This window comes from Chryseobacterium sp. Mn2064, assembly GCF_049319685.1.
Classification (GTDB): domain Bacteria; phylum Bacteroidota; class Bacteroidia; order Flavobacteriales; family Weeksellaceae; genus Chryseobacterium.
Genome location: NZ_JBMOUE010000001.1, coordinates 1,443,684 through 1,462,287 on the forward strand (window position 1 = coordinate 1,443,684; position 18,604 = coordinate 1,462,287).

Here is an 18,604-nt window from a genome sequence, read left to right on the forward strand (position 1 = left end):
ATTATCCGTTTTCTAATTTTTCAATTTCAGCCTTAAGATCTGAAATGCGTTTTTCTTTATAAGAGTCAGTTTCAAAGAGCTTTTCTAAAATTTCAAGATGATTTTCTAAAATTCTTCTAATATACTCTTCTCCTATTAATGAAATTAATAAAGGAAAATTTTTAGAACTATATTCTTGTTTATAGATTTCATAATCTTTAGAATCTTTGTTTATTGAACTGCACTTTTTATAAAAATCTAAAAAATCATTTATCTTACTTATTGCAAACTCTCCTTTGGTACTTGTAATAAAGAAGCCATCTGTAAGCATTTGATGTATATTTTCTCCAAAAGTATTATCGCCCTTATATTCTTTAGACACAGAAAAAAAATGTTCTTTACCGCTTTTATCCAATATTGGACTATTATTTTCATCGATTTTTTTACTTACCTCCAGAAACAATACATTTTGTTTAGGAATATCAGATAAAATAAAAGGCGAATGTGTTATAAATACAATATTAATTCCTTTAATATTATCTATTACTAACTTATTAATTCCATCTAATAATTGATAAATAAATTTTCTCTGCATTTCAGGATGAGAATATAATTCTATCTCATCCAATATGATGTTATAATAAGAATATTTATTAATTGTATTATTATCATATGCGGAGTTTAGGTTAATAAGATGATACAAAATAGAATTTATACTATATACATTTTGCTTTTCCCCAGAACTAAGTCTTGAAAATAAACTTCCATTCTCAAACTTATAATCAATATTGAATATTGAAGGTGGCAAATGCATTATAAGGTTATTAGCCTTCTTATTTTTAAAATATTTGTCTAAACTTTTTAGGTCATCATAATAATTTAATTCACTAAATGTAAATTCATCTAGCGTAAATTCATCCACAACATAACTGCTTTCTAATTTTAGAAGAAAATGATTATATATTATATTTTGATCTAATTCATTTAGATTATTAAAAAATAAAAAGTTTAATGCTTGTTTTAATTTAAATGTAATGTGGCTAGTATCACTATTTAATGTCTCTAAAAAATCATCATAATCTGTGGTAAACTTGTAAGCATTAAAGCCTTTAATATATTCTAATTCACACCCATCATAAATTTCATAAGTATCTTTAATTTTAATTATTTTATCTAAAATATATATTATTAAAATTCTATTTATTTTATTATCACTTATTGTAATTCTTTCATAATCATAAAAAGCCCTTAGTATAATGGTTTCAAACACATTGAATGGATTTGTATTATCACTTTCTCCTACATTCCAAATAAAGAAATCTTCAAGCTCAATATTTTTAAGTTTTAAAGAAATAACATCAATTTTATTATGTTGAGTTACTTGTAACAAAGTATTATTAGATATAAGGTTATATAAAAATCTTTGCTTGGTCAAGGATGTCTCTCTATTTATATCAATAATTCCATCAGTTTTCATTGGATTAAGTACAATAGGAGTTTGATAGCCATCATTTTTATGAAAAATATTTTGAATCCAATCACCAACTTCTGTAGAGTTTAAACCGTAAAAAGAATAATTAATTATAATATTATAAAATAATGCACTCATATTATAAGTATCATTAACCTCAACGGGAACGTTAGTAAATTTTTTATTTAATTCTTCTTCTTGAACAGTTATTTTATCTTGTTCAAACTTCAAAATAAGTAATGTTTCTTTTACCTTATCTTCAGACTTTTCAGACTTATGTATAAATAGCTCTAGGTTTATTCTTTCAATTATATCTCTTTTTAAATTACCTTCTCTAATTTGTTTCTTTTGATCAGTCTGTAAATTAGAATAATATTCTAAAAATCGTTCTTTATCCTTAAGCTCATCATCTGAAATTATCTCTTTCTTTAGGTCTTGTCTTAAAGATTCAATTATAATATTAAGATGTTCAATCTGTCTTTCATGTATTAAATTTTTTTCATGATTTACTGGTATATGTTTAATTAGTCCACCTTTTATTGATAAGTTATAAAAAGCTATGTATATCAATTCTATTAAACTACTTTTTCCACTTCCATTTTTACCTACTACTGCTGAAATATTTATTTTTTCTCCATACAGATTTTTTGGCAGTATTGGTGTAAAATTAATTTTATTTACATCTAATATGTTTTCTCTATCAATAATAAAATTATAATTATCAATTTTTTGGGACTCATTATAAAATTCATATTCCTCATATAATTTGTATATTCTTCCTTCTTCCAAATTTTTAAGAAAATCTTCATGACAATCTTTCAAAGGTCTAATCGCTAAAAGTTTAAAACTCATGTTTATCTGTTTTCCCCAAAAATAAATAAAAAAGCCACAATTTTCATTGTGGCTTTCCGTAATATATTTATATAATTATTATTCCAATTCTCTCTTCAAGAACTTCCCTGTCAAGCTTTTCTTAGACTTCACAATTTCCTCAGGAGTTCCCTGTGCAACAATCTGCCCACCGTGTTTTCCACCTTCGGGACCTACGTCAATAATATGGTCTGCCAGTTTTATCACATCCATATTATGTTCGATAATAATGAAGGAGTTTCCTAGTTCTACCAATTGATTGATGGCATCCATTAATATCTTTACATCTTCAAAATGAAGCCCTGTTGTAGGTTCATCAAGGATGTAAAGGGTATTTCCTGTCTGTCTTTTAGCCAGTTCGGTTGCTAACTTGATACGTTGCGCTTCTCCTCCGGAAAGGGTTGTTGACTGTTGTCCCAGGGTAATATATCCTAATCCTACATCCTGTAGCGTTTTCACTTTGGCAAAAATCTTAGGAATTGGCTGGAAAAACTCTACAGCTTCATCAATCGTCATATCCAGAACATCAGAAATTGATTTTCCTTTGTAACGAACTTCAAGGGTTTCTCTGTTAAAACGTTTTCCGTTACAGGTTTCGCAATGTACATATACATCCGGAAGGAAATTCATTTCAATCACTTTCAATCCTCCTCCCTGACAGGTTTCGCATCTTCCGCCTTTCACGTTGAAAGAAAATCTTCCCGGTTTATATCCACGGATTTTACTTTCCGGCAGCTCTGCAAAAAGGTTTCTGATATCTGTAAACATTCCCGTATAGGTTGCGGGGTTTGAACGCGGTGTTCTTCCGATCGGGGTCTGGTCTACGTCTACAATTTTATCAATATTTTCGAGTCCTTCAATTTTTTTGTACGGTAAAGGTTCCTGAACTGCTCTGTAGAAATGTTTATTCAGAATTGGATATAAAGTTCCGTTAATCAGAGAAGATTTTCCACTTCCTGAAATTCCGGTTACCACCACCAATTTACCCAGTGGAATATCTAAGGTTACATTTTTAAGGTTATTTCCTGTGGCGCCTTTCAAAAGAATATTTTTACCACTTCCAGCTCTTCTTTCTGCAGGAATTTCAATTTTCCTTTTTCCGTTGATATATTGAGCCGTAATCGTATCTGCTTTTAATAAATCTTTCGGTTTTCCCTGCCAAAGAATTTCACCACCGAATTTTCCGGCTTTTGGACCAATATCCAACACCTCATCGGCTTCAAGAATCATGTCTTTATCGTGCTCTACTACCAATACAGAGTTTCCGATATCTCTAAGATTTTTTAATGAATGAATCAGCCTTTCATTATCTCTCTGGTGAAGTCCGATACTTGGTTCATCCAGAATATACAGTACATTTACCAATTGGGATCCAATCTGCGTTGCCAGACGTATTCTCTGTGACTCACCTCCTGAAAGTGTTTTTGAACTTCTGCTCAAACTTAGATAATCTAACCCTACATCCAACAGAAACTGAAGTCTGGTTTCAATCTCCTTTAGAATTTCGTGAGCGATGATCTTATTTTTTTCTGAAAATTTGTCTTTAACGTCCGCCAGCCAATCTTTTAAATCAGCTAAACTTAAACCGTTGACTTCTGCAATATTTTTCCCATCAATCTTAAAACTTAAGCTTGAAGGCTGAAGACGTGTTCCTCCACATTCCGGGCAGGTTTCTTCTGTTGTAAAGTGTCTTTCCAGTAAAATAGCTTCGTAAGATTCTCTCTCATCGATAATTTCTTCCATGAAAGCAATTAAACCATCAAAGCTGATCTTTATTTTTTTGGTAATTCCTGCGTATTTCAGGTCTTTGTTAAATTCTTTATGGCACCCGTTATAGATATAATCCAGTGCTTCTTCCGGAATATCCTTCATCGGAGTTGTTAATCCCAATCCGAATATTTCAAGGATGTTTTTAATTTGAGAAAGGATCCATTTATTAGATTTAATATCTTCAAGCGGAAGTAAACCTCCCTGATTGATGGATAATTTTGGATTATCAATAAAATAATCGGTATTGATCTTTTTGATCATTCCCAACCCTTTACAATTTGGGCAGCTTCCTTTCGGAGAGTTGAATGAAAAGGTATTCGGTTCCGGTAATGCTAATGAATGTCCTGTTTCTGCATCCATAAGGTTTTTGGAAAAGTACTCAATATCTTTACTTCCCAGCTTCTGAATTCCAATAATGCCTTCTCCCATTTCCATTGCGGTACGCAGGGATTTTTCCATTCTGTTTTCTGAAGCATTTTCCCCAATGATCCAACGGTCGATAACGATATCAATATCGTGGGTTTTATAACGGTCAAGTTTTAAGTCATATTCAATATCCTGCAATTCCCCATCAATTCTTGCCTGGCCGTATCCTTTTTTCGCCATTTGTACGAAAAGTTCATGATAGTGACCTTTTCTTGAACGAACTACCGGTGCAAGAAGCATAATCTTCTCTCCTTTGTAATTTTCTTTAATGGTTTCCAGAATCTGATCTTCGGTATAACTTACTAATTTCTGCCCCGTGGACAATGAATAGGCGTCCGAAACTCTGGCATATAAAAGACGAAGAAAATCGTACAGTTCTGTAACGGTTCCAACTGTAGATCTTGGGTTTTTATTGGTTGTTTTCTGCTCAATGGCAATAACTGGAGAAAGCCCTTCTATTTTATCTACATCAGGACGCTCCAAACCACCCAAAAACTGGCGTGCATAAGCAGAAAATGTTTCTATATAACGACGCTGGCCTTCTGCAAAAATGGTATCAAAAGCGAGTGAAGATTTTCCGCTCCCGGAAAGGCCGGTAATCACAACAAGTTCGTTGCGCGGAATTTTAACATTAATATTTTTTAGATTGTGTTCACGAGCCCCGTAAACTTCTATATATTCTGTTGATTTGCTCATAATTTGGGGTGATTTTGTCTGAAAATCACGACGGGCAAAATTACGGAATTTTTATGAAAATGTTTTTCCTTATGGGTAATTATTTGACCACAGATTTCGCGGATTTTCGCAGATGTTTGTGTAGAGGAGTTTATAGGTTTTTTTATAAAAAACAACAAAACGGGCATGAGCCCGTTTCTATTGAAGGTTGGAATTTGAAATGATCCTTTATTTTTTACTGATGTAATATTCCCACACTGCATGGCTGATGTCAGCGATGATTTTTTCAGTATCTGCCATTTCTTCGGTAATATTTTTCAGATAAACAGATAATATAAAATGTTTGCCATTAGGAAGGGTTACAATTCCGACGTCGTTCATGGCAGCTCTTAAATTATTTTCGTTGCGCCCTGAAATACCTGTTCTATGTGCGAGCTCTGTTCCTTTTGGTAATCCGGCCTTCATCCAAGTCAGTCCTCTTGATGTTTCTACCATGATCTGATATAGATATTGAGTGGTTTCTTTTTTCAGAATTTTTCGCTTGTAAAATTTTTCCAAAAGTTCTGTGGTATCTAAAGGCGTACTTGTATTGACATAACATTGGTCGAACGAAGACATTTCCTTCTCGTTTACTTTTATGGTAATATCCTTAATCCCTTGCTGATTGATGTATTTTTGAACGACTTCTGTTCCGCCGAGGATATTCAACAAGATATCACAACCATTATTATCGCTATGGGAAACTGTATACCTCAACAATTGATCTAAAGTAAGGTTTATATTTCCTTCCTGATATTTTTCTCTCATAGGGCTCCAAGTATCAGGCAGAAGTTCTTCTTTTTTAATAAAGAATTTCTGATCCAGCTTAAGTTTTCCTTTATCAACCTGGTTGAGAACCGCTAAAGCAATGTGAAATTTGAATACACTCATTAAGGGCATTTGCTTATTTCCATTGATGCTTAAAGTGTCTTTATCTTCTACTCCTTTCATGGATATCCCAACAGTGGCTTTTTTTGTTGAGATAATCGTATTGAGGTTGTTTCTAAGATCCTTCATTGTTTGGCTTTTCAATGGAGCATTCAAAAGGATGAAGGTGGCAAAAAGGGCAATTTTTTTCATTTCTTTGTTTTTTTATTGTGTACAAAAATATTCAAAGTACTGCAGAGATGCGGTACTTTGAATACTTGTTATGTTTTTAAAATCAGGATTTTTCTACATGTCCTGGAACTCAATATCTTCGTTGCTTACCTTTACAAGATATTCAATTCCGTCTATCGCTTTGGCAATGATTTGATTTCGAAGGATATTGGCCATATTTTCCCAATAAGCCCGTCCGTAAAAAGAATAATTTTGTGGGATAATTTCTACTTCTACCGTTCTTACAAAGCCTTCTTTAGGTTTGTTGCTGATCATTGTTCCTCTTCTCACTTTTACTTCTCTCAGCTCATCCTTCAGAATCATTCGGCAATAGTTTTTAACGTCTTCAAGAGAGATAATTTTGTCTCTGGTAGTCAAAGCATATTTGTACGCCTGAATGCTGTCTGTTCCTTTCTGCTCTTCCGCTCCACCCAACGTTTCTGTAAGCAAAACAACGGTCTGTGATTTCAACTGGTTGGAAAGTTCCGTTCCCGGACGCATATGATTGGCAAGCGTGCAGTGTGTTACCCAAAAGGAAGCATAGGTATGGTCGGTTTTTTCTACAGGTTCCATGATGACATAGTTCAGTTCCTGTCTGACATTTCTTTTGGCGTTATTTACTTTCTGCACCATTGATTTCATTTTATCAGACATTTCGCTGAGTACACCTTTTACATTATCTCTGTTCAGAAGTGAGAAAGCTGCAATTTCGTCTCTTGTAAGCTCAAGAACATTGGCAATCATGTCTACTGCATTTCGATTGGTAAAGCGTTCCATTCCTCCTTTTCTTACCGTGTATAATCCTTTTTTAAGATCGTCTGCCGGAGTGAAAGGTATTTCTGTATATTTTCTTCCGTCACCATCCTGAACCTCATCTACATACAGAAAGTGTTCTCCTTCGTCTGTTACCAAAGGAATATTGTTCCCCATAATATCAAGGCTGTATTCTGTTTTTTTCCAACCTCTGTTGTAAACTGGAAAAGCATTGAGTACAAACGAGAAATTATCCAGAATTTCTGCTGAAAACTGTGGTGGAAATTCAAAAGTGAGCCATAAATAACGCTTATTGTCAAGATATTTTACAATTTCTTCTTTACCGGCAAGGAAATCAAGGTTTTGAGGGAGTTTTCCTGGCTCAGAGAACAGAGTATTGGAAATTCCTGTAATCTCGATGAATTTATGACGGTAGATGCTTTTAATATCTTCAATAACTTTATTTCTGATCGACTGTTCTTTAAACATCTGCTCGTATCCATCGGTATGACTTTCTGTAAGGTAACTGAGTCCTTCTCTTACAAATAAAGGATTCCCATTACTGGTAACATTGATGTAAGGGAGTAATTTATAGACAAAGTCAAGGTGTTCAAAAGCTGGATTGGAGCAGAATACACTTAAATATTTCGGAAAATTTTCGCTTACATATTTGGTAACGTCTACTCCTATTGTAATTTTTCTGTAGTCTTCCGGTCTGCCCTGAAATCTGGCAATAGGAATTTTATTGAATCTGTCATCAATACTGTAGCAAGTATTTCCTACAAACATGATGGAAGTGTGAACTTTATTTATTCTTACATTTCCTACGGGAGTAAAGGGAATGTTAAGTTGCTTATCCGACTCCGATTTTACGGTGGAAGTCATTTGTTTACGGAAGAAAAACTCCGTATGTTCCAACAAAATCTCAGAAGATTCGTAAGGTTGTGTAAATGCCACCGAATGAGCAGGAATGGGATGGGTATAAATGGATGGGGTAAGTAGTTTGGCCAGCTTTTCTAAAATACGGGCGTTTACGGTCTGTATTTCATTATTTGCTTTGAAAACTTCTGTACTGAATGCATCGATCAGTAATTTGACAAAAGGATCTAAAGATTGCGGACTTTTCAATCCCCATACTTTAGTGGCATTTTGCAGCATTCTTGCTTTTACAGATTCTTTGGAATAAATATTTTGATCTAGGTTCATAATTTTTTTTCAATGTTAAAAATATTAATCAATAGACATAGGGCTTAGGAACAGCTCTGTTGAAAAACTGAAGCGTTCTCCGGTTTCCTCCATTTTTGCATTGATGGCAATTCTTACTTTCTTTTTGATTTCTGTGTGTTCTTTGGTATCGTAGCTGTGTTCTACAAATTGTATATGAGCATCTATCTGCGGGTTTACAATCCGGGGTTCATATTCCTGGATCTGTCTTTTAAGGCTTTTGATAAAAACACTTTCCCAGATGGCACTGGTAACTCCATTATCGAATTCCAGGTTCCAAACATCGTTTCCGTAGTTCTCATCATATCTGTTCTCCCCTTTTTTGGTGGTGATCAGCAGCATAATATTGTGGGCAATACTTTCCCCCATATCGCAGGTATCGATACTTCCGCCTTCGGTCATTAAAGTAGACGGTACGAAAGGCATTCTGTAATTTGGTGTATCCATAACTTTCTATTTTTACTTCATGGTCCTGTTTGTTTAAAAACAAGATACCAAAATACACATTTTCACTAAATAATTGTCAAAGTATCTGAAATATTATCCAAAAAACAAGGACCTTCAAATGAATTGAAAGCCCTTAATCTTTTTATATTTTTTAATATTCTCTATCATTTTTAATGATCCGCATTCTTCCTATTGATAAAATAATAAACAGGAAGCCCCAACAGAACGAGTACAAACCCCGGCCATGTATATTGCTGCTTATAGATTAAAAGCAGAATACAGAAACACGCTCCGATTACCAGATAAATAATAGGTGTTACCGGATAAAGCCATGTTTTGTAAGGTCTTTCCAGATCGGGTTGTTTCATTCTTAAATAAATCACTCCAAAAACGGTAATCATATAGAACAACACGATCACAAAGGAGATCATATCCAAAAGATTTCCATACTGTCCGCTCAGACATAAGATAGAAGCCCATACTCCCTGCATCCATAAAGCATTTTCAGGTACTTCATTTGTATTGTTTTTGATAGCTGACTTAAAGAACATTCCGTCTTTTGCCATAGTTTGAAAAACTCTTGCTCCCGCTAAAATAAGTCCGTTATCACATCCGAATGTAGATACCATTACCAATAACGCAATGATAATGGTTCCTGCACTTCCAAAGATATTTTGCGATGCCGCAACGGCAACCCTGTCATTAGCTGCAAAAGCAATACTGTCTCTGTCTAACGCATTCAGGTAAACGAAATTCACAGCGATATACAGAATCATTACGGCAGAGGTTCCGTAAATCATCGATTTTACTACATTTCTCTTCGGATTATCAATTTCTCCGGAAACGAATGTTACACTTTCCCAAGCCACAGAGCTGAAAACCGATCCAACCATAGCAGCAGCAATTCCGCCTAATAAAGTCATTCCGCCGATAGGTTCCCAACCTTCTTTAAGAAAATTACCTACTCCATCTTTTTTAAGATTACTGAATGATTCTGTTCCCCAACTGAAATTTTCGGCCATATGAGAAAAATCAACCATAATAAAGCCTAAAGCAATTAATCCTAAGATGGCAATAATTTTGGAACCGGTAAATATATTCTGAAGAATTTTTCCACTCTGTACTCCTCTTGTATTAATATAGGTAAGCAGAAGAATAACAGCAATAGCCAGAATCTGAATCCAGGTGATTTTAAATTCACCACTTTGAAAAATAGGCGCCGCGTCATTCAGAGAAGGAATAAGATAAGCTGTAAACTTTCCAAAAGCCATTGCAACAGCCGCAATAGTTCCTGTCTGGATCACTGTAAAAAGCCCCCAACCGTAGAGAAAGCCCATTCTTTTACCGAAAATCTCCTTCAAATAGGTGTACTGTCCTCCCGCTTTGGGAAACAGGGCGGAAAGTTCGCCATAACTTATAGCCGCTGCTACAGTCATAATTCCTGTGATGATCCACACTACAATCAACCAGAATCCTGATCCCAGGTTCCGCATCATGTCAGCACTTACAATAAAGATCCCACTTCCGATCATGGACCCCATTACCAACATAATGGCGTCCCATAGTTTCAGTTTTTTTTGCATAGTCAAGTATAGGCGTCAAATATAAACAAATCTCTCGTTGATTTTGAATTTTAATGGAAATTTGATAAACCACCTGTTGTAAATCATTTTTTATTCCGTTATGATTCGATTTTAATTAGTATTTTTGGGAAAATAATAAAAATGAAACTTAAAACTATATTATTTGCTGCAGCTGTGAGTGCTTCTTCTCTTGCTTTTGCACAGGAAATGGGCCCGCCTGCCGGAAAGGCATTGGTAGGTGATACTTACGGAAGTGAAGTGTCTTCATCTATAGAATCTAAGGCTATCACAGTAGACAAACTGAACAAACAGCTTAAAAAAGATAACAAAAAGGTTGAAAATGTAGCCGTTAAAGGAAAAGTAACGGACGTTTGTGATAAAAAAGGATGTTGGTTGACCATCCAAACGGAGGACAACTCAAAGTTTTTTGTAAAAATGAAAGACTATGCCTTCTTTGTACCAACTGCTTTGAAAGGTAAAAACGTAGTATTGGAGGGTAATGCAGAAAGAAAAGTAACTTCTGTAAACGAGCAGAAGCATTATGCCGAAGATGCTAAAAAACCTCAGTCTGAGATTGATGCTATTACACAGCCTAAAGAAGAAATCAGATTTGTAGCGAACGGAATTAAAGTTATTAACTAAGATCTGTTTCAAAATATATAAAACCGTCCTCAAGAATTACTTTTTGAGGACGGTTTTTATTAAAGATTATTATTTTCCTTGAGTTTGTTTCTTTTCTTTTTCCAGCATCACCGGGTAAATAGGCAGAAAATCATAAGAAGGATAAAACTCTGTTTTGAACCCGCCCCAGGCGCCACTTTCAAATACCTGGTTGATTTCTCTTGTATATTCCGGTTTAAAACGTAAGGTCATAATCTGGCCAATTCCCATCACCACATTCCATGACAGGATTCGGGCATGGCTTTTATTCAGCTTTTGATAAAACTTCTGTTTCATCACTTTTGCCTGAATGGAATCTACCGGATTTTCCTGTAGATGTCTCATTACCACCGTTACCATTACACTGTCATTAGCTTTATAAGGTATGGATGATTGATTTTGTGCCCATAAAGACATTCCTACACTCATCCACAATACTATCAGTACTTTTTTCATAGGGTAACTTTTAATTCAAAAACAGAAATTGATCTCGCACTATTTCAAATTGACAGCTGAAAGACTATATTATTTTAATCTTCTATTTTAAATTCTACTACTGCATCCAGTTTTGGATATTTAGTGGCAGAAATAAATTTCTTTCCTGTGCAGTCTATTTCCAACCAGCCTTTTCTTTTCCGTACATCTCCTGCTTCCATAACAAAAGGAATAAAAGAAATTTCGTCTTTTCCTTCTTCTTTCATTTCTCTATATTGAACCGCTATGTCTAAAATACATTCGTGATCAGTATTCAGCTTTACGTTACGGTAAATAATGTCGTAATGAGTTTCTTTATTCTCCGGAATTTCAAGATAAGTTTCCCAACCTGTCGTATCCGAATTTAATTCACTGATTGCCTTCAAAGCATAATAAAGGGCAATAGTATAATATTTTCTGGTTCCTTTTCTGGTGTAGTCGTCTACAAAATGTCCACCTTCAAAAAGAATCGTAGGCATTCCGGCTTTTATAAAGTTATCTCCCGTAGAAGTAGGATAAAACTCATCTGAATATCTTCCAATCTGATCGGGAATCATTTCTTTCAAATGACTGTACACATTTCCGATCACCGCCATACATTTTTTACGGTTTTCTGTAACGGTACGCTCAACGTTTTCAGAAGGTGCCAAAAAAGAAAGAGTAGCAGGATGAATACCATCTGTCGTAAAGATCGTTCTTTGCTCATGCAGATTCAGTGCATAATCATATTTTTTTGACGCAGCGGCATCTTTAAGAAATTTAATCTCCTTACTTGCTTCATTGTGAAAATCTCTGTTTAGATCAATATCGGCTGCATTCAATCTCGTCCATCTTTCAGAACCGTCCGGGTTTAGCATAAAGATAAAGTCTAACCTTATTTTTCTGAAAAGATCTTCTTTCATTTCAGGAGCTTGATCAAGGGTAGTCAAAAGATCCAACATGGCATGTGTTGCGTTGGATTCATTACCGTGCATTTGTGACCAAGCCAGTACGTGAATATCTCCGGATCCGATACTTAATTGATAAATAGGTTTATCTAAATAAGAAGTTCCGATCTTCTGAATATAATCACTGAGGTTAGCCTGTAAGTAAGAAAATAATTTTTCAGGAGAAATATAGCGATTTGAGAAATTAGGGTTTTGAGAATAGATCTGTTCAAAATTCATTGTTGGAATAGTTTACAAGAATCAAATTTAACCATTTTAAGGCAAAAAAATAAATTAACATCTGTAAATTAACGTAAAATTCATGAAAATAACACAAATTAACAATTGTAACAAACAAATACCAAAGTTAAACTGCTGAAATTTCACTCCAAAAATAAAATTGCATCTTGTAACATTGTTAAACAGCTTGTATTGTCAAAATGTCTGTGGATAAAATTGTGGATTGCGAATAATTTAATTTAATATGTTTAAATATTTATATTTCAGTTAGTTATGAATTTTACCTTAATACTATTTGTAAGGTTACTTTAAGTGGAAATATCTGTAAAATAGGACAAATAGGCACAAAATAATTAAACAAATAAAATGCTTATATGAAGCTTATCTATTGAAGTAAACAAATGTAAATAGCTCTAAATTTCAAAAATACTCTCCAATTTGCCAGGATTTGGATTTGAAAATAGATTTGGAATTTTACCTGTCATCATTTTAGAAATATATTAGACATTTATCTGAAAACTAACCGAAAAATAGTATAAAACAACGAGTTTACAGTCTTAAATTACACTTGTATACATAATTAACTAATTATTTATGTGACATTTAGATGCTTAATGACCAATTATTTTGTATTTCTGTAAATTAATGATGTAAACAGTACATATTGGTAATTTATGTGTGAAATAGAGGCTTAAAGTCCCTGATAATTTACATTTCTAATCAGGTTTTATATGAAATTTAGCTAATTCGGAGACTTTAGAGGTTAATATGTATCAATAGTACTTTAATGGTTACAAACGTTATAATACAACTGTAAATAGGCAATAAATCGCTATTAATTAGGTATTTATAACTAATTTACATTTGTACATTGATAAAGTTTTCAATTATTTACATTTGTGTATTGTGTTTGTAAATTATATTATTTACATTTGTAAAATAATTAAAGACTTATTTTTATGAGTTTAAACGAAAGAATTTCAAAAATTATAGAGTATTCTAATCTTACTCCTTCAGAGTTTGCTGATGAAATTGATGTGCAGCGTTCTTCTATTTCGCATATTACATCCGGAAGAAATAAACCTTCCCTGGAGTTTATCATAAAAATTAAAAACCGTTTTCCTGAACTTCTTTGGGATTGGCTGGTTACTGGTGAAGGCGTTATGCTGAAGTCTGAACTTCCCGAAATAGAAATTCCAGAGAAAGCAGCTGAAGAAGAAAAAATACAGCCAACTCCTCTACCCGATCTTTTTACCATGATCAACGAAGATGAAGAATTCGGAACTGTTGAAACAGAAATTAGCGAGTCCCCAACAACGGCTGGAGAATCGTTTATATCATCCCCAAGTAAAGCTCCGGAAAAAATATCCGATTCTCAGCGATTAGAAAATTCTGCAGAAAATTTATTAGCACAAGCCATTGGAAATCAGGCTCATAAAATAAAGCGAATTGTTTTGTTCTATGAAAACGGAAAATTCGAAAGTTTTGAGCCCTAAAAAAACCTGACCAAAGAAAATGGTCAGGTAAAAAATATTTGAAGAAGAAAACTAAAGCTATTGCTTTATTAGTTTAGTTATTTTGGAAGGTCCGCCTTCGTTATTTATTTTGAGAATATAATTTCCTTTTGGCAGATCTGAAACATGATAGCTTTCAGCGCTATTTAATGTTTTTATCAGTTTACCTGATGCATCTATAATTTCCAGACCGGTAATCTTAATCCTTTCGGGATTATTAATTCTGAAGTTATCTGCTACAGGATTAGGATATATTTGTATTCTATTATCATACTGAAGAGTTTCTTTCGTTCCCAGAGTTGGAGAGGTAAAAGTAATAACGAAAGGCATATCTAATGGATAATCTGGTGCCGTAGTAGGATTTCCATCATCTATAACAGGGGCCCATGTTCCGGCAATCGCATTATACTGTTTAGCATTAAAGGTGGGAAGCCCTCTTGTATCTGCAATGGTGACAGGGGGAAGAAATCCTCCACTGGCCGGTACTACATTCTGAAGCTGGTATTTTATCCAATATGTTCCCGCTGTTAAAGTAGCTGCCGTACCTGCGGTTATTTTCCATATTTTCCTGTTGGTGAGCGGGGCTGTGACTGTTGTCGGTATGATAGTACTTCCAATTCTGTACATATTAGCATCTGCTCCTGCACTGAATCTATTGGTTGTATCGTCGCCAAAAACACTTAGAGCACCAGTTATAGATGGATCTGAGCTGTAAATATTCACTCTTACAGTATTAAAAGGTGCGGTGGTTCCTGTATAGCCTGTCTGGTAAGCAAAAAAGTCAATTGAGGTAATCTGCCAGGTGCTTCCTGTTGGAATGGTAAAATCATCGGCCAGAAAAAAGCTTGATGTCGTTGAAATATAGGTTCCTCCAAGGCCAAAACTGGTATTTGATTCGGTAGTATTTCCTGTATTATTCTGTAATTCAGACCAGGTATATCCTGCAGGGGCAGCTGTACCGCTTTTTGAAGTAGCTCCTGTACTTAATCCTCCATTATTGTAGGTTTGAGCAAAGCAAAAATTAGCTGCAAGACAAACTGTAATAAATAATTTTTTTTTCATAGATTTAGTTTTTATGGTGTAATCAAATATAAGAAATAGAAATTAAAAATCCAACATATTTAACATTTTAACGTATAATAGATAATAAATTAAAGGGTAATTCAAATAATTATCAATTTCGTTTATACAATCAAAATATAGTACTGATATAGGAACTTTTACTCCTTTACAGAATTAACTCTAATAAAAAAGACTCACCAATACTAGTGAGTCTTTTTATTTTTATAGATGCTATTGCTATTTTTTTCTTCTTTCCAGTTCTTTTTTAATAAGACCTAGTTCTCTACCGGTTTGTCCGGCCACTGACGTGTTTTCTCTAGCTCTTCTTGTAAGATAAGGTACAACATCTTTTACGGGACCATATGGAAGATATTTGGCCACATTATAGCCCTTATCTGACAAATAGAAAGAAATGTTATCACTCATCCCATAAAGCTGTCCAAAATAAACGTGTGGATTGTCATTTTGAAGAGATTTGGCTTTCATTTTATCCATAATAAGCTCTGAAGAGATCTCGTTATGAGTTCCAAAGAAGGCCGATACTTTGTCCAGATGATTCATTACAAAGTCGATTCCTGCATTGTAATTCTTATCTGAAGCTTCTTTAGTAGGCTGTATAGGATCTTCATATCCTTTTTCTGCTGCTCTGGCTCTTTCTTTTTCCATATAAGCGCCACGAACAATCTTATATCCTATAAAATAATTCTTTTCTCTCGCTCTCTGAAGATTGGCTTCCATATACTCCAGTCTTTTCGTTCTGTACATCTGGATGGTATTCCAAACGATAGGTTTTTCCTGGTTGTACTTCTCCATCATTTCTTCACAAAGGTGATCTGCTGCATCCTGCATCCAGGTTTCTTCAGCATCTACCATTACTTTTTTGTCATTTTCATGACAAAGGCTGCATACTTCATCAAACCTTCTCACTACTCTTTCCCACTCTTCCTTTTGACTTGTGGTAAGTTCCGCTCCTTTTCCAACGGCTTCATACAGATCAATTCTTCCAAAAGCAGTGGGTTTGAAAACAATAAAAGGAATGGCCGGATTTCCTACTGAGAATCTTACAATATCTTTAATCTCCTTGCATACCGCATCAAAAGTTTCCTCATCTTCCTTCCCCTCAATCGAGTAATCGAAAATACTTCCAACTCCTCTTTTGAAAAGCTGTTTTACAACCTTCATACTTTCTTCACGGGTTTCTCCACCGCAGAACTGCTCAAATAAGGTTTTCTTTACAATTCCTGTAACGAAAGGAAAGTTGTTGTGTACTGTGAAATTAAGAACAGAAGTTCCAAGGCTTGTAAGAGCAGGTTGTTCAATCATTTTAAACATCCAGTAAGCCTTTCTCAATTGTGCATCAGACTTGTCTGCAAATGCAACTTTGGTATCATTAAAAATGGGCATTCCTATTTATTAAATTTAGTTATGCAAAGGTAATAATAACCTCAGTTTATTTAAAGATTTTTTTTACAATTTATGCTCTATTCCATTTAAAAGCATTGCAATAATTCCTACAAAAACCCAGAAACGTAGTATATTCAGCGTAAGAAAGTTGCTTCTTCTAGTAGAGTTTAAGAAAAGATAAATGCATATAATCATCACAAAGAGTCCGCCGGCAAAGTAATAAGCCATAAAACCTGAAACTCCTGTTTTGGTAATGATTTTCATAGAAACAGCCATTGTTACCAACAGTAAAGAGATCAGAATGATCTTGGTAGTTCGGCTTTTAAAGTAGTTCGGAATAGTAATATATCCGAATGTTTTATCAACTGTTTTTGTGAGAGTATCTTTTACGATATCAATGCATAAAAGAATCAGAAACAGAAAAACAGCCATCAGAAAAACTTTTTTAGAAAATGTTTCATAGTATACCATCATTCCGAAAAAAGGATATAATGTAAGGCTGACAAAGGTAAGATTGTTCACAATCAGAACTCTGCTCAGTTTATGGCTGTACAACCACATGAAGAACTGATACACCACAAAAAATACAAAAACATTATGTGAAATCGTCCAAGCAACTCCTAAAGAAATAGCACTGAGAGCCAGATAAGCATATAGAAAATATTTTTGCTTGATAAAGCTCTGAACCCGGGTTCTGAAAGGTTTTACAATATGGTCTTTCTCCAAATCATAAAACTGGTTGATGATTCCTCCCGCCAGAATGGTAAGTACCGTACAGAAAATGATACCGTGTACTTTGAAATCAAATACAAATTTTCTAAAAGATTCATCCTGGTTAAACAGGAAAAAAGTAGAAACGTATAAGGCAAATGTAAGGAGAACCGCTACAAAAAAACGGGCTCCGAGGAGAAAGCCCACAAATTGTGAAAATCTGTAAAATACAGATTTTGAGACATAATTTTTAGATTGGAAAGTTTCTTTTTCAGAATTCATTCCAATCTAATTAAAATCTGTAAATCACTTCTTTTTGGAAGCCGTCAAGCATTTTTTCAGCTTTCTCATAATCTTTGGTGAATCCTAAAATATATCCACCTCCTCCGCTTCCGCAAAGTTTCAGATAATAAGCGTTGGAATCGAGCCCTTTTTTCCAGATATTGAAAATACTTTCAGGAATCATAGGGCGGAAATGTTCATAAGCCCAGTGAGAAAGTTTTTTTAAATTTCTGAAGAACGGGTTCATATCTTTTTTAAGGAAAGCCTCGATACAAGCGTTGTTGTAACGGATAAACTCTTCTTTAAGCGTTTTACGGAAACCTTCAGTTTTCATTTTTTCAAAGAAAATCTGAATCATAGGGCCTGTTTCTCCTGTAATACCGGAATCGATCAGGAAGATAGCTCCTTTTCCTTCTTCACCATCAGGAATGGAAACCCGGTCCAAATTTTCTTTATTTTCAATAAGAATTGGCAGGTTCATATAACAGATCAAAGGATCCATCCCTGAACTTTTCCCATGGAAATAACTTTCCATTTCACCGAAAACAGCTTTTAATTTTTTAAGATTATCTTTTGATATGTTGTCCGGGTTCAGTTTGCTGATTGAATATTTTTCAAAAATAGCAGCAACCAAAGCTCCTGAACTTCCTACTCCATATCCCTGAGGAATGTTGGAATCAAAGAAAAGGCCGTTTGAAATATCATTTTTGAAGCTATCTATATCCAATTTAAAATCATCGGAAAGATCTAGCGCTGTAAGAAAATCAGAATATTTCTGCAGATGTCTGTTGGAATTGAGCTCAAATTCAGAGCTTAAATCTGAAAATTTCAAAGTTCCCTTATAGAAACTGTAAGGTACTACAAGTCCCTGGGAATCTTCAATCATTCCATATTCTCCAAACAGAATTATTTTTGCATAAAATAATGGGTTGGTCATTGTGACAATAAATCTTTTTGCAAAGTTAAAAATTATTCCGCTGAATATAAGCAAAACTT

General features: G+C 34.2%; 14 protein-coding genes. 2 read left to right on the forward strand and 12 right to left on the reverse strand.

Going from position 1 to position 18,604, the window contains the following annotated elements; all coding sequences use genetic code 11:
• Position 1: 1 nt before the first annotated feature.
• The 6 genes from ACL9RH_RS06385 to ACL9RH_RS06410 all read right to left on the reverse strand — a co-directional run bounded on the left by ACL9RH_RS06385 (position 2) and on the right by ACL9RH_RS06410 (position 10,335).
• Positions 2 to 2,302, reverse strand: coding sequence for a hypothetical protein (locus ACL9RH_RS06385; RefSeq protein ID WP_422692506.1), 2,301 nt, complete (start codon positions 2,300 to 2,302; stop codon positions 2 to 4).
• A gap of 78 nt (positions 2,303 to 2,380) precedes the next feature.
• Positions 2,381 to 5,212, reverse strand: coding sequence for an excinuclease ABC subunit UvrA (gene uvrA, locus ACL9RH_RS06390; protein ID WP_422692507.1), 2,832 nt, complete (start codon positions 5,210 to 5,212; stop codon positions 2,381 to 2,383).
• A gap of 207 nt (positions 5,213 to 5,419) precedes the next feature.
• Complete coding sequence (bla, locus tag ACL9RH_RS06395) at positions 5,420 to 6,310, reverse strand: class A beta-lactamase, subclass A2 (RefSeq protein WP_422692508.1); 891 nt, start codon at positions 6,308 to 6,310, stop codon at positions 5,420 to 5,422.
• 93 nt (positions 6,311 to 6,403) lie between these two features.
• The gene (locus tag ACL9RH_RS06400) at positions 6,404 to 8,287 is read right to left on the reverse strand and encodes a type VI secretion system baseplate subunit TssF (RefSeq protein WP_422692509.1); all 1,884 of its coding nucleotides are present in this window, start codon (positions 8,285 to 8,287) and stop codon (positions 6,404 to 6,406) included.
• Between the two features lie 24 nt (positions 8,288 to 8,311).
• Positions 8,312 to 8,752: a GPW/gp25 family protein gene (locus ACL9RH_RS06405; RefSeq protein WP_422692510.1), complete on the reverse strand. Its 441-nt coding sequence runs from the start codon at positions 8,750 to 8,752 to the stop codon at positions 8,312 to 8,314.
• A gap of 170 nt (positions 8,753 to 8,922) precedes the next feature.
• Entirely contained in the window at positions 8,923 to 10,335 is a 1,413-nt protein-coding gene (locus ACL9RH_RS06410; protein ID WP_422692511.1) for an APC family permease, read from the reverse strand.
• 141 nt (positions 10,336 to 10,476) lie between these two features.
• On the opposite strand from ACL9RH_RS06410, the gene ACL9RH_RS06415 reads away from it, so the two are divergent.
• Positions 10,477 to 10,977 (forward strand): DUF4920 domain-containing protein, encoded by a 501-nt coding sequence (locus ACL9RH_RS06415; protein WP_422692512.1) that lies wholly within the window; start codon positions 10,477 to 10,479, stop codon positions 10,975 to 10,977.
• Between the two features lie 69 nt (positions 10,978 to 11,046).
• On the opposite strand, the gene ACL9RH_RS06420 is transcribed toward ACL9RH_RS06415, so the two are convergent.
• Both ACL9RH_RS06420 and ACL9RH_RS06425 read right to left on the reverse strand, forming a co-directional pair.
• Positions 11,047 to 11,451 carry a hypothetical protein gene (locus tag ACL9RH_RS06420; RefSeq protein ID WP_422692513.1) on the reverse strand — a complete coding sequence of 135 codons (405 nt, stop codon included), beginning with the start codon at positions 11,449 to 11,451 and terminating at the stop codon, positions 11,047 to 11,049.
• 74 nt (positions 11,452 to 11,525) lie between these two features.
• Positions 11,526 to 12,635: a M14 family zinc carboxypeptidase gene (locus ACL9RH_RS06425; RefSeq protein ID WP_422692514.1), complete on the reverse strand. Its 1,110-nt coding sequence runs from the start codon at positions 12,633 to 12,635 to the stop codon at positions 11,526 to 11,528.
• 959 nt (positions 12,636 to 13,594) lie between these two features.
• Between ACL9RH_RS06425 and ACL9RH_RS06430 the strand changes: the two genes are divergently transcribed.
• Complete coding sequence (locus ACL9RH_RS06430; RefSeq protein ID WP_422692515.1) at positions 13,595 to 14,131, forward strand: helix-turn-helix transcriptional regulator; 537 nt, start codon at positions 13,595 to 13,597, stop codon at positions 14,129 to 14,131.
• 57 nt (positions 14,132 to 14,188) lie between these two features.
• Here ACL9RH_RS06430 and ACL9RH_RS06435 read toward each other — a convergent pair whose 3' ends face one another.
• The 4 genes from ACL9RH_RS06435 to ACL9RH_RS06450 all read right to left on the reverse strand — a co-directional run bounded on the left by ACL9RH_RS06435 (position 14,189) and on the right by ACL9RH_RS06450 (position 18,545).
• On the reverse strand, positions 14,189 to 15,211 hold the full coding sequence (locus tag ACL9RH_RS06435; RefSeq protein ID WP_422692516.1) for a T9SS type A sorting domain-containing protein: 1,023 nt from the start codon (positions 15,209 to 15,211) through the stop codon (positions 14,189 to 14,191).
• Between the two features lie 237 nt (positions 15,212 to 15,448).
• A complete protein-coding gene (locus ACL9RH_RS06440; RefSeq protein WP_422692517.1) occupies positions 15,449 to 16,615 on the reverse strand; it encodes a proline dehydrogenase family protein in 1,167 nt (388 codons plus the stop codon).
• A 63-nt stretch (positions 16,616 to 16,678) separates the two neighbouring features.
• Positions 16,679 to 17,608 carry a UbiA family prenyltransferase gene (locus ACL9RH_RS06445; RefSeq protein ID WP_422692518.1) on the reverse strand — a complete coding sequence of 310 codons (930 nt, stop codon included), beginning with the start codon at positions 17,606 to 17,608 and terminating at the stop codon, positions 16,679 to 16,681.
• A gap of 10 nt (positions 17,609 to 17,618) precedes the next feature.
• Positions 17,619 to 18,545 carry a mevalonate kinase family protein gene (locus ACL9RH_RS06450; RefSeq protein ID WP_422692519.1) on the reverse strand — a complete coding sequence of 309 codons (927 nt, stop codon included), beginning with the start codon at positions 18,543 to 18,545 and terminating at the stop codon, positions 17,619 to 17,621.
• Positions 18,546 to 18,604 lie beyond the last annotated feature (59 nt).

What these genes read in the sequence shown, in the direction of transcription:
- ACL9RH_RS06385 (WP_422692506.1), bottom strand. Translation starts at nt 2,302, where the DNA reads ATGAGTTTTAAACTTTTAGCGATTAGACCTTTGAAAGATTGTCATGAA.
- uvrA (WP_422692507.1), bottom strand. Translation starts at nt 5,212, where the DNA reads ATGAGCAAATCAACAGAATATATAGAAGTTTACGGGGCTCGTGAACAC.
- bla (WP_422692508.1), bottom strand. Translation starts at nt 6,310, where the DNA reads ATGAAAAAAATTGCCCTTTTTGCCACCTTCATCCTTTTGAATGCTCCA.
- ACL9RH_RS06400 (WP_422692509.1), bottom strand. Translation starts at nt 8,287, where the DNA reads ATGAACCTAGATCAAAATATTTATTCCAAAGAATCTGTAAAAGCAAGA.
- ACL9RH_RS06405 (WP_422692510.1), bottom strand. Translation starts at nt 8,752, where the DNA reads ATGGATACACCAAATTACAGAATGCCTTTCGTACCGTCTACTTTAATG.
- ACL9RH_RS06410 (WP_422692511.1), bottom strand. Translation starts at nt 10,335, where the DNA reads ATGCAAAAAAAACTGAAACTATGGGACGCCATTATGTTGGTAATGGGG.
- ACL9RH_RS06415 (WP_422692512.1), top strand. Translation starts at nt 10,477, where the DNA reads ATGAAACTTAAAACTATATTATTTGCTGCAGCTGTGAGTGCTTCTTCT.
- ACL9RH_RS06420 (WP_422692513.1), bottom strand. Translation starts at nt 11,451, where the DNA reads ATGAAAAAAGTACTGATAGTATTGTGGATGAGTGTAGGAATGTCTTTA.
- ACL9RH_RS06425 (WP_422692514.1), bottom strand. Translation starts at nt 12,635, where the DNA reads ATGAATTTTGAACAGATCTATTCTCAAAACCCTAATTTCTCAAATCGC.
- ACL9RH_RS06430 (WP_422692515.1), top strand. Translation starts at nt 13,595, where the DNA reads ATGAGTTTAAACGAAAGAATTTCAAAAATTATAGAGTATTCTAATCTT.
- ACL9RH_RS06435 (WP_422692516.1), bottom strand. Translation starts at nt 15,211, where the DNA reads ATGAAAAAAAAATTATTTATTACAGTTTGTCTTGCAGCTAATTTTTGC.
- ACL9RH_RS06440 (WP_422692517.1), bottom strand. Translation starts at nt 16,615, where the DNA reads ATGCCCATTTTTAATGATACCAAAGTTGCATTTGCAGACAAGTCTGAT.
- ACL9RH_RS06445 (WP_422692518.1), bottom strand. Translation starts at nt 17,608, where the DNA reads ATGAATTCTGAAAAAGAAACTTTCCAATCTAAAAATTATGTCTCAAAA.
- ACL9RH_RS06450 (WP_422692519.1), bottom strand. Translation starts at nt 18,545, where the DNA reads ATGACCAACCCATTATTTTATGCAAAAATAATTCTGTTTGGAGAATAT.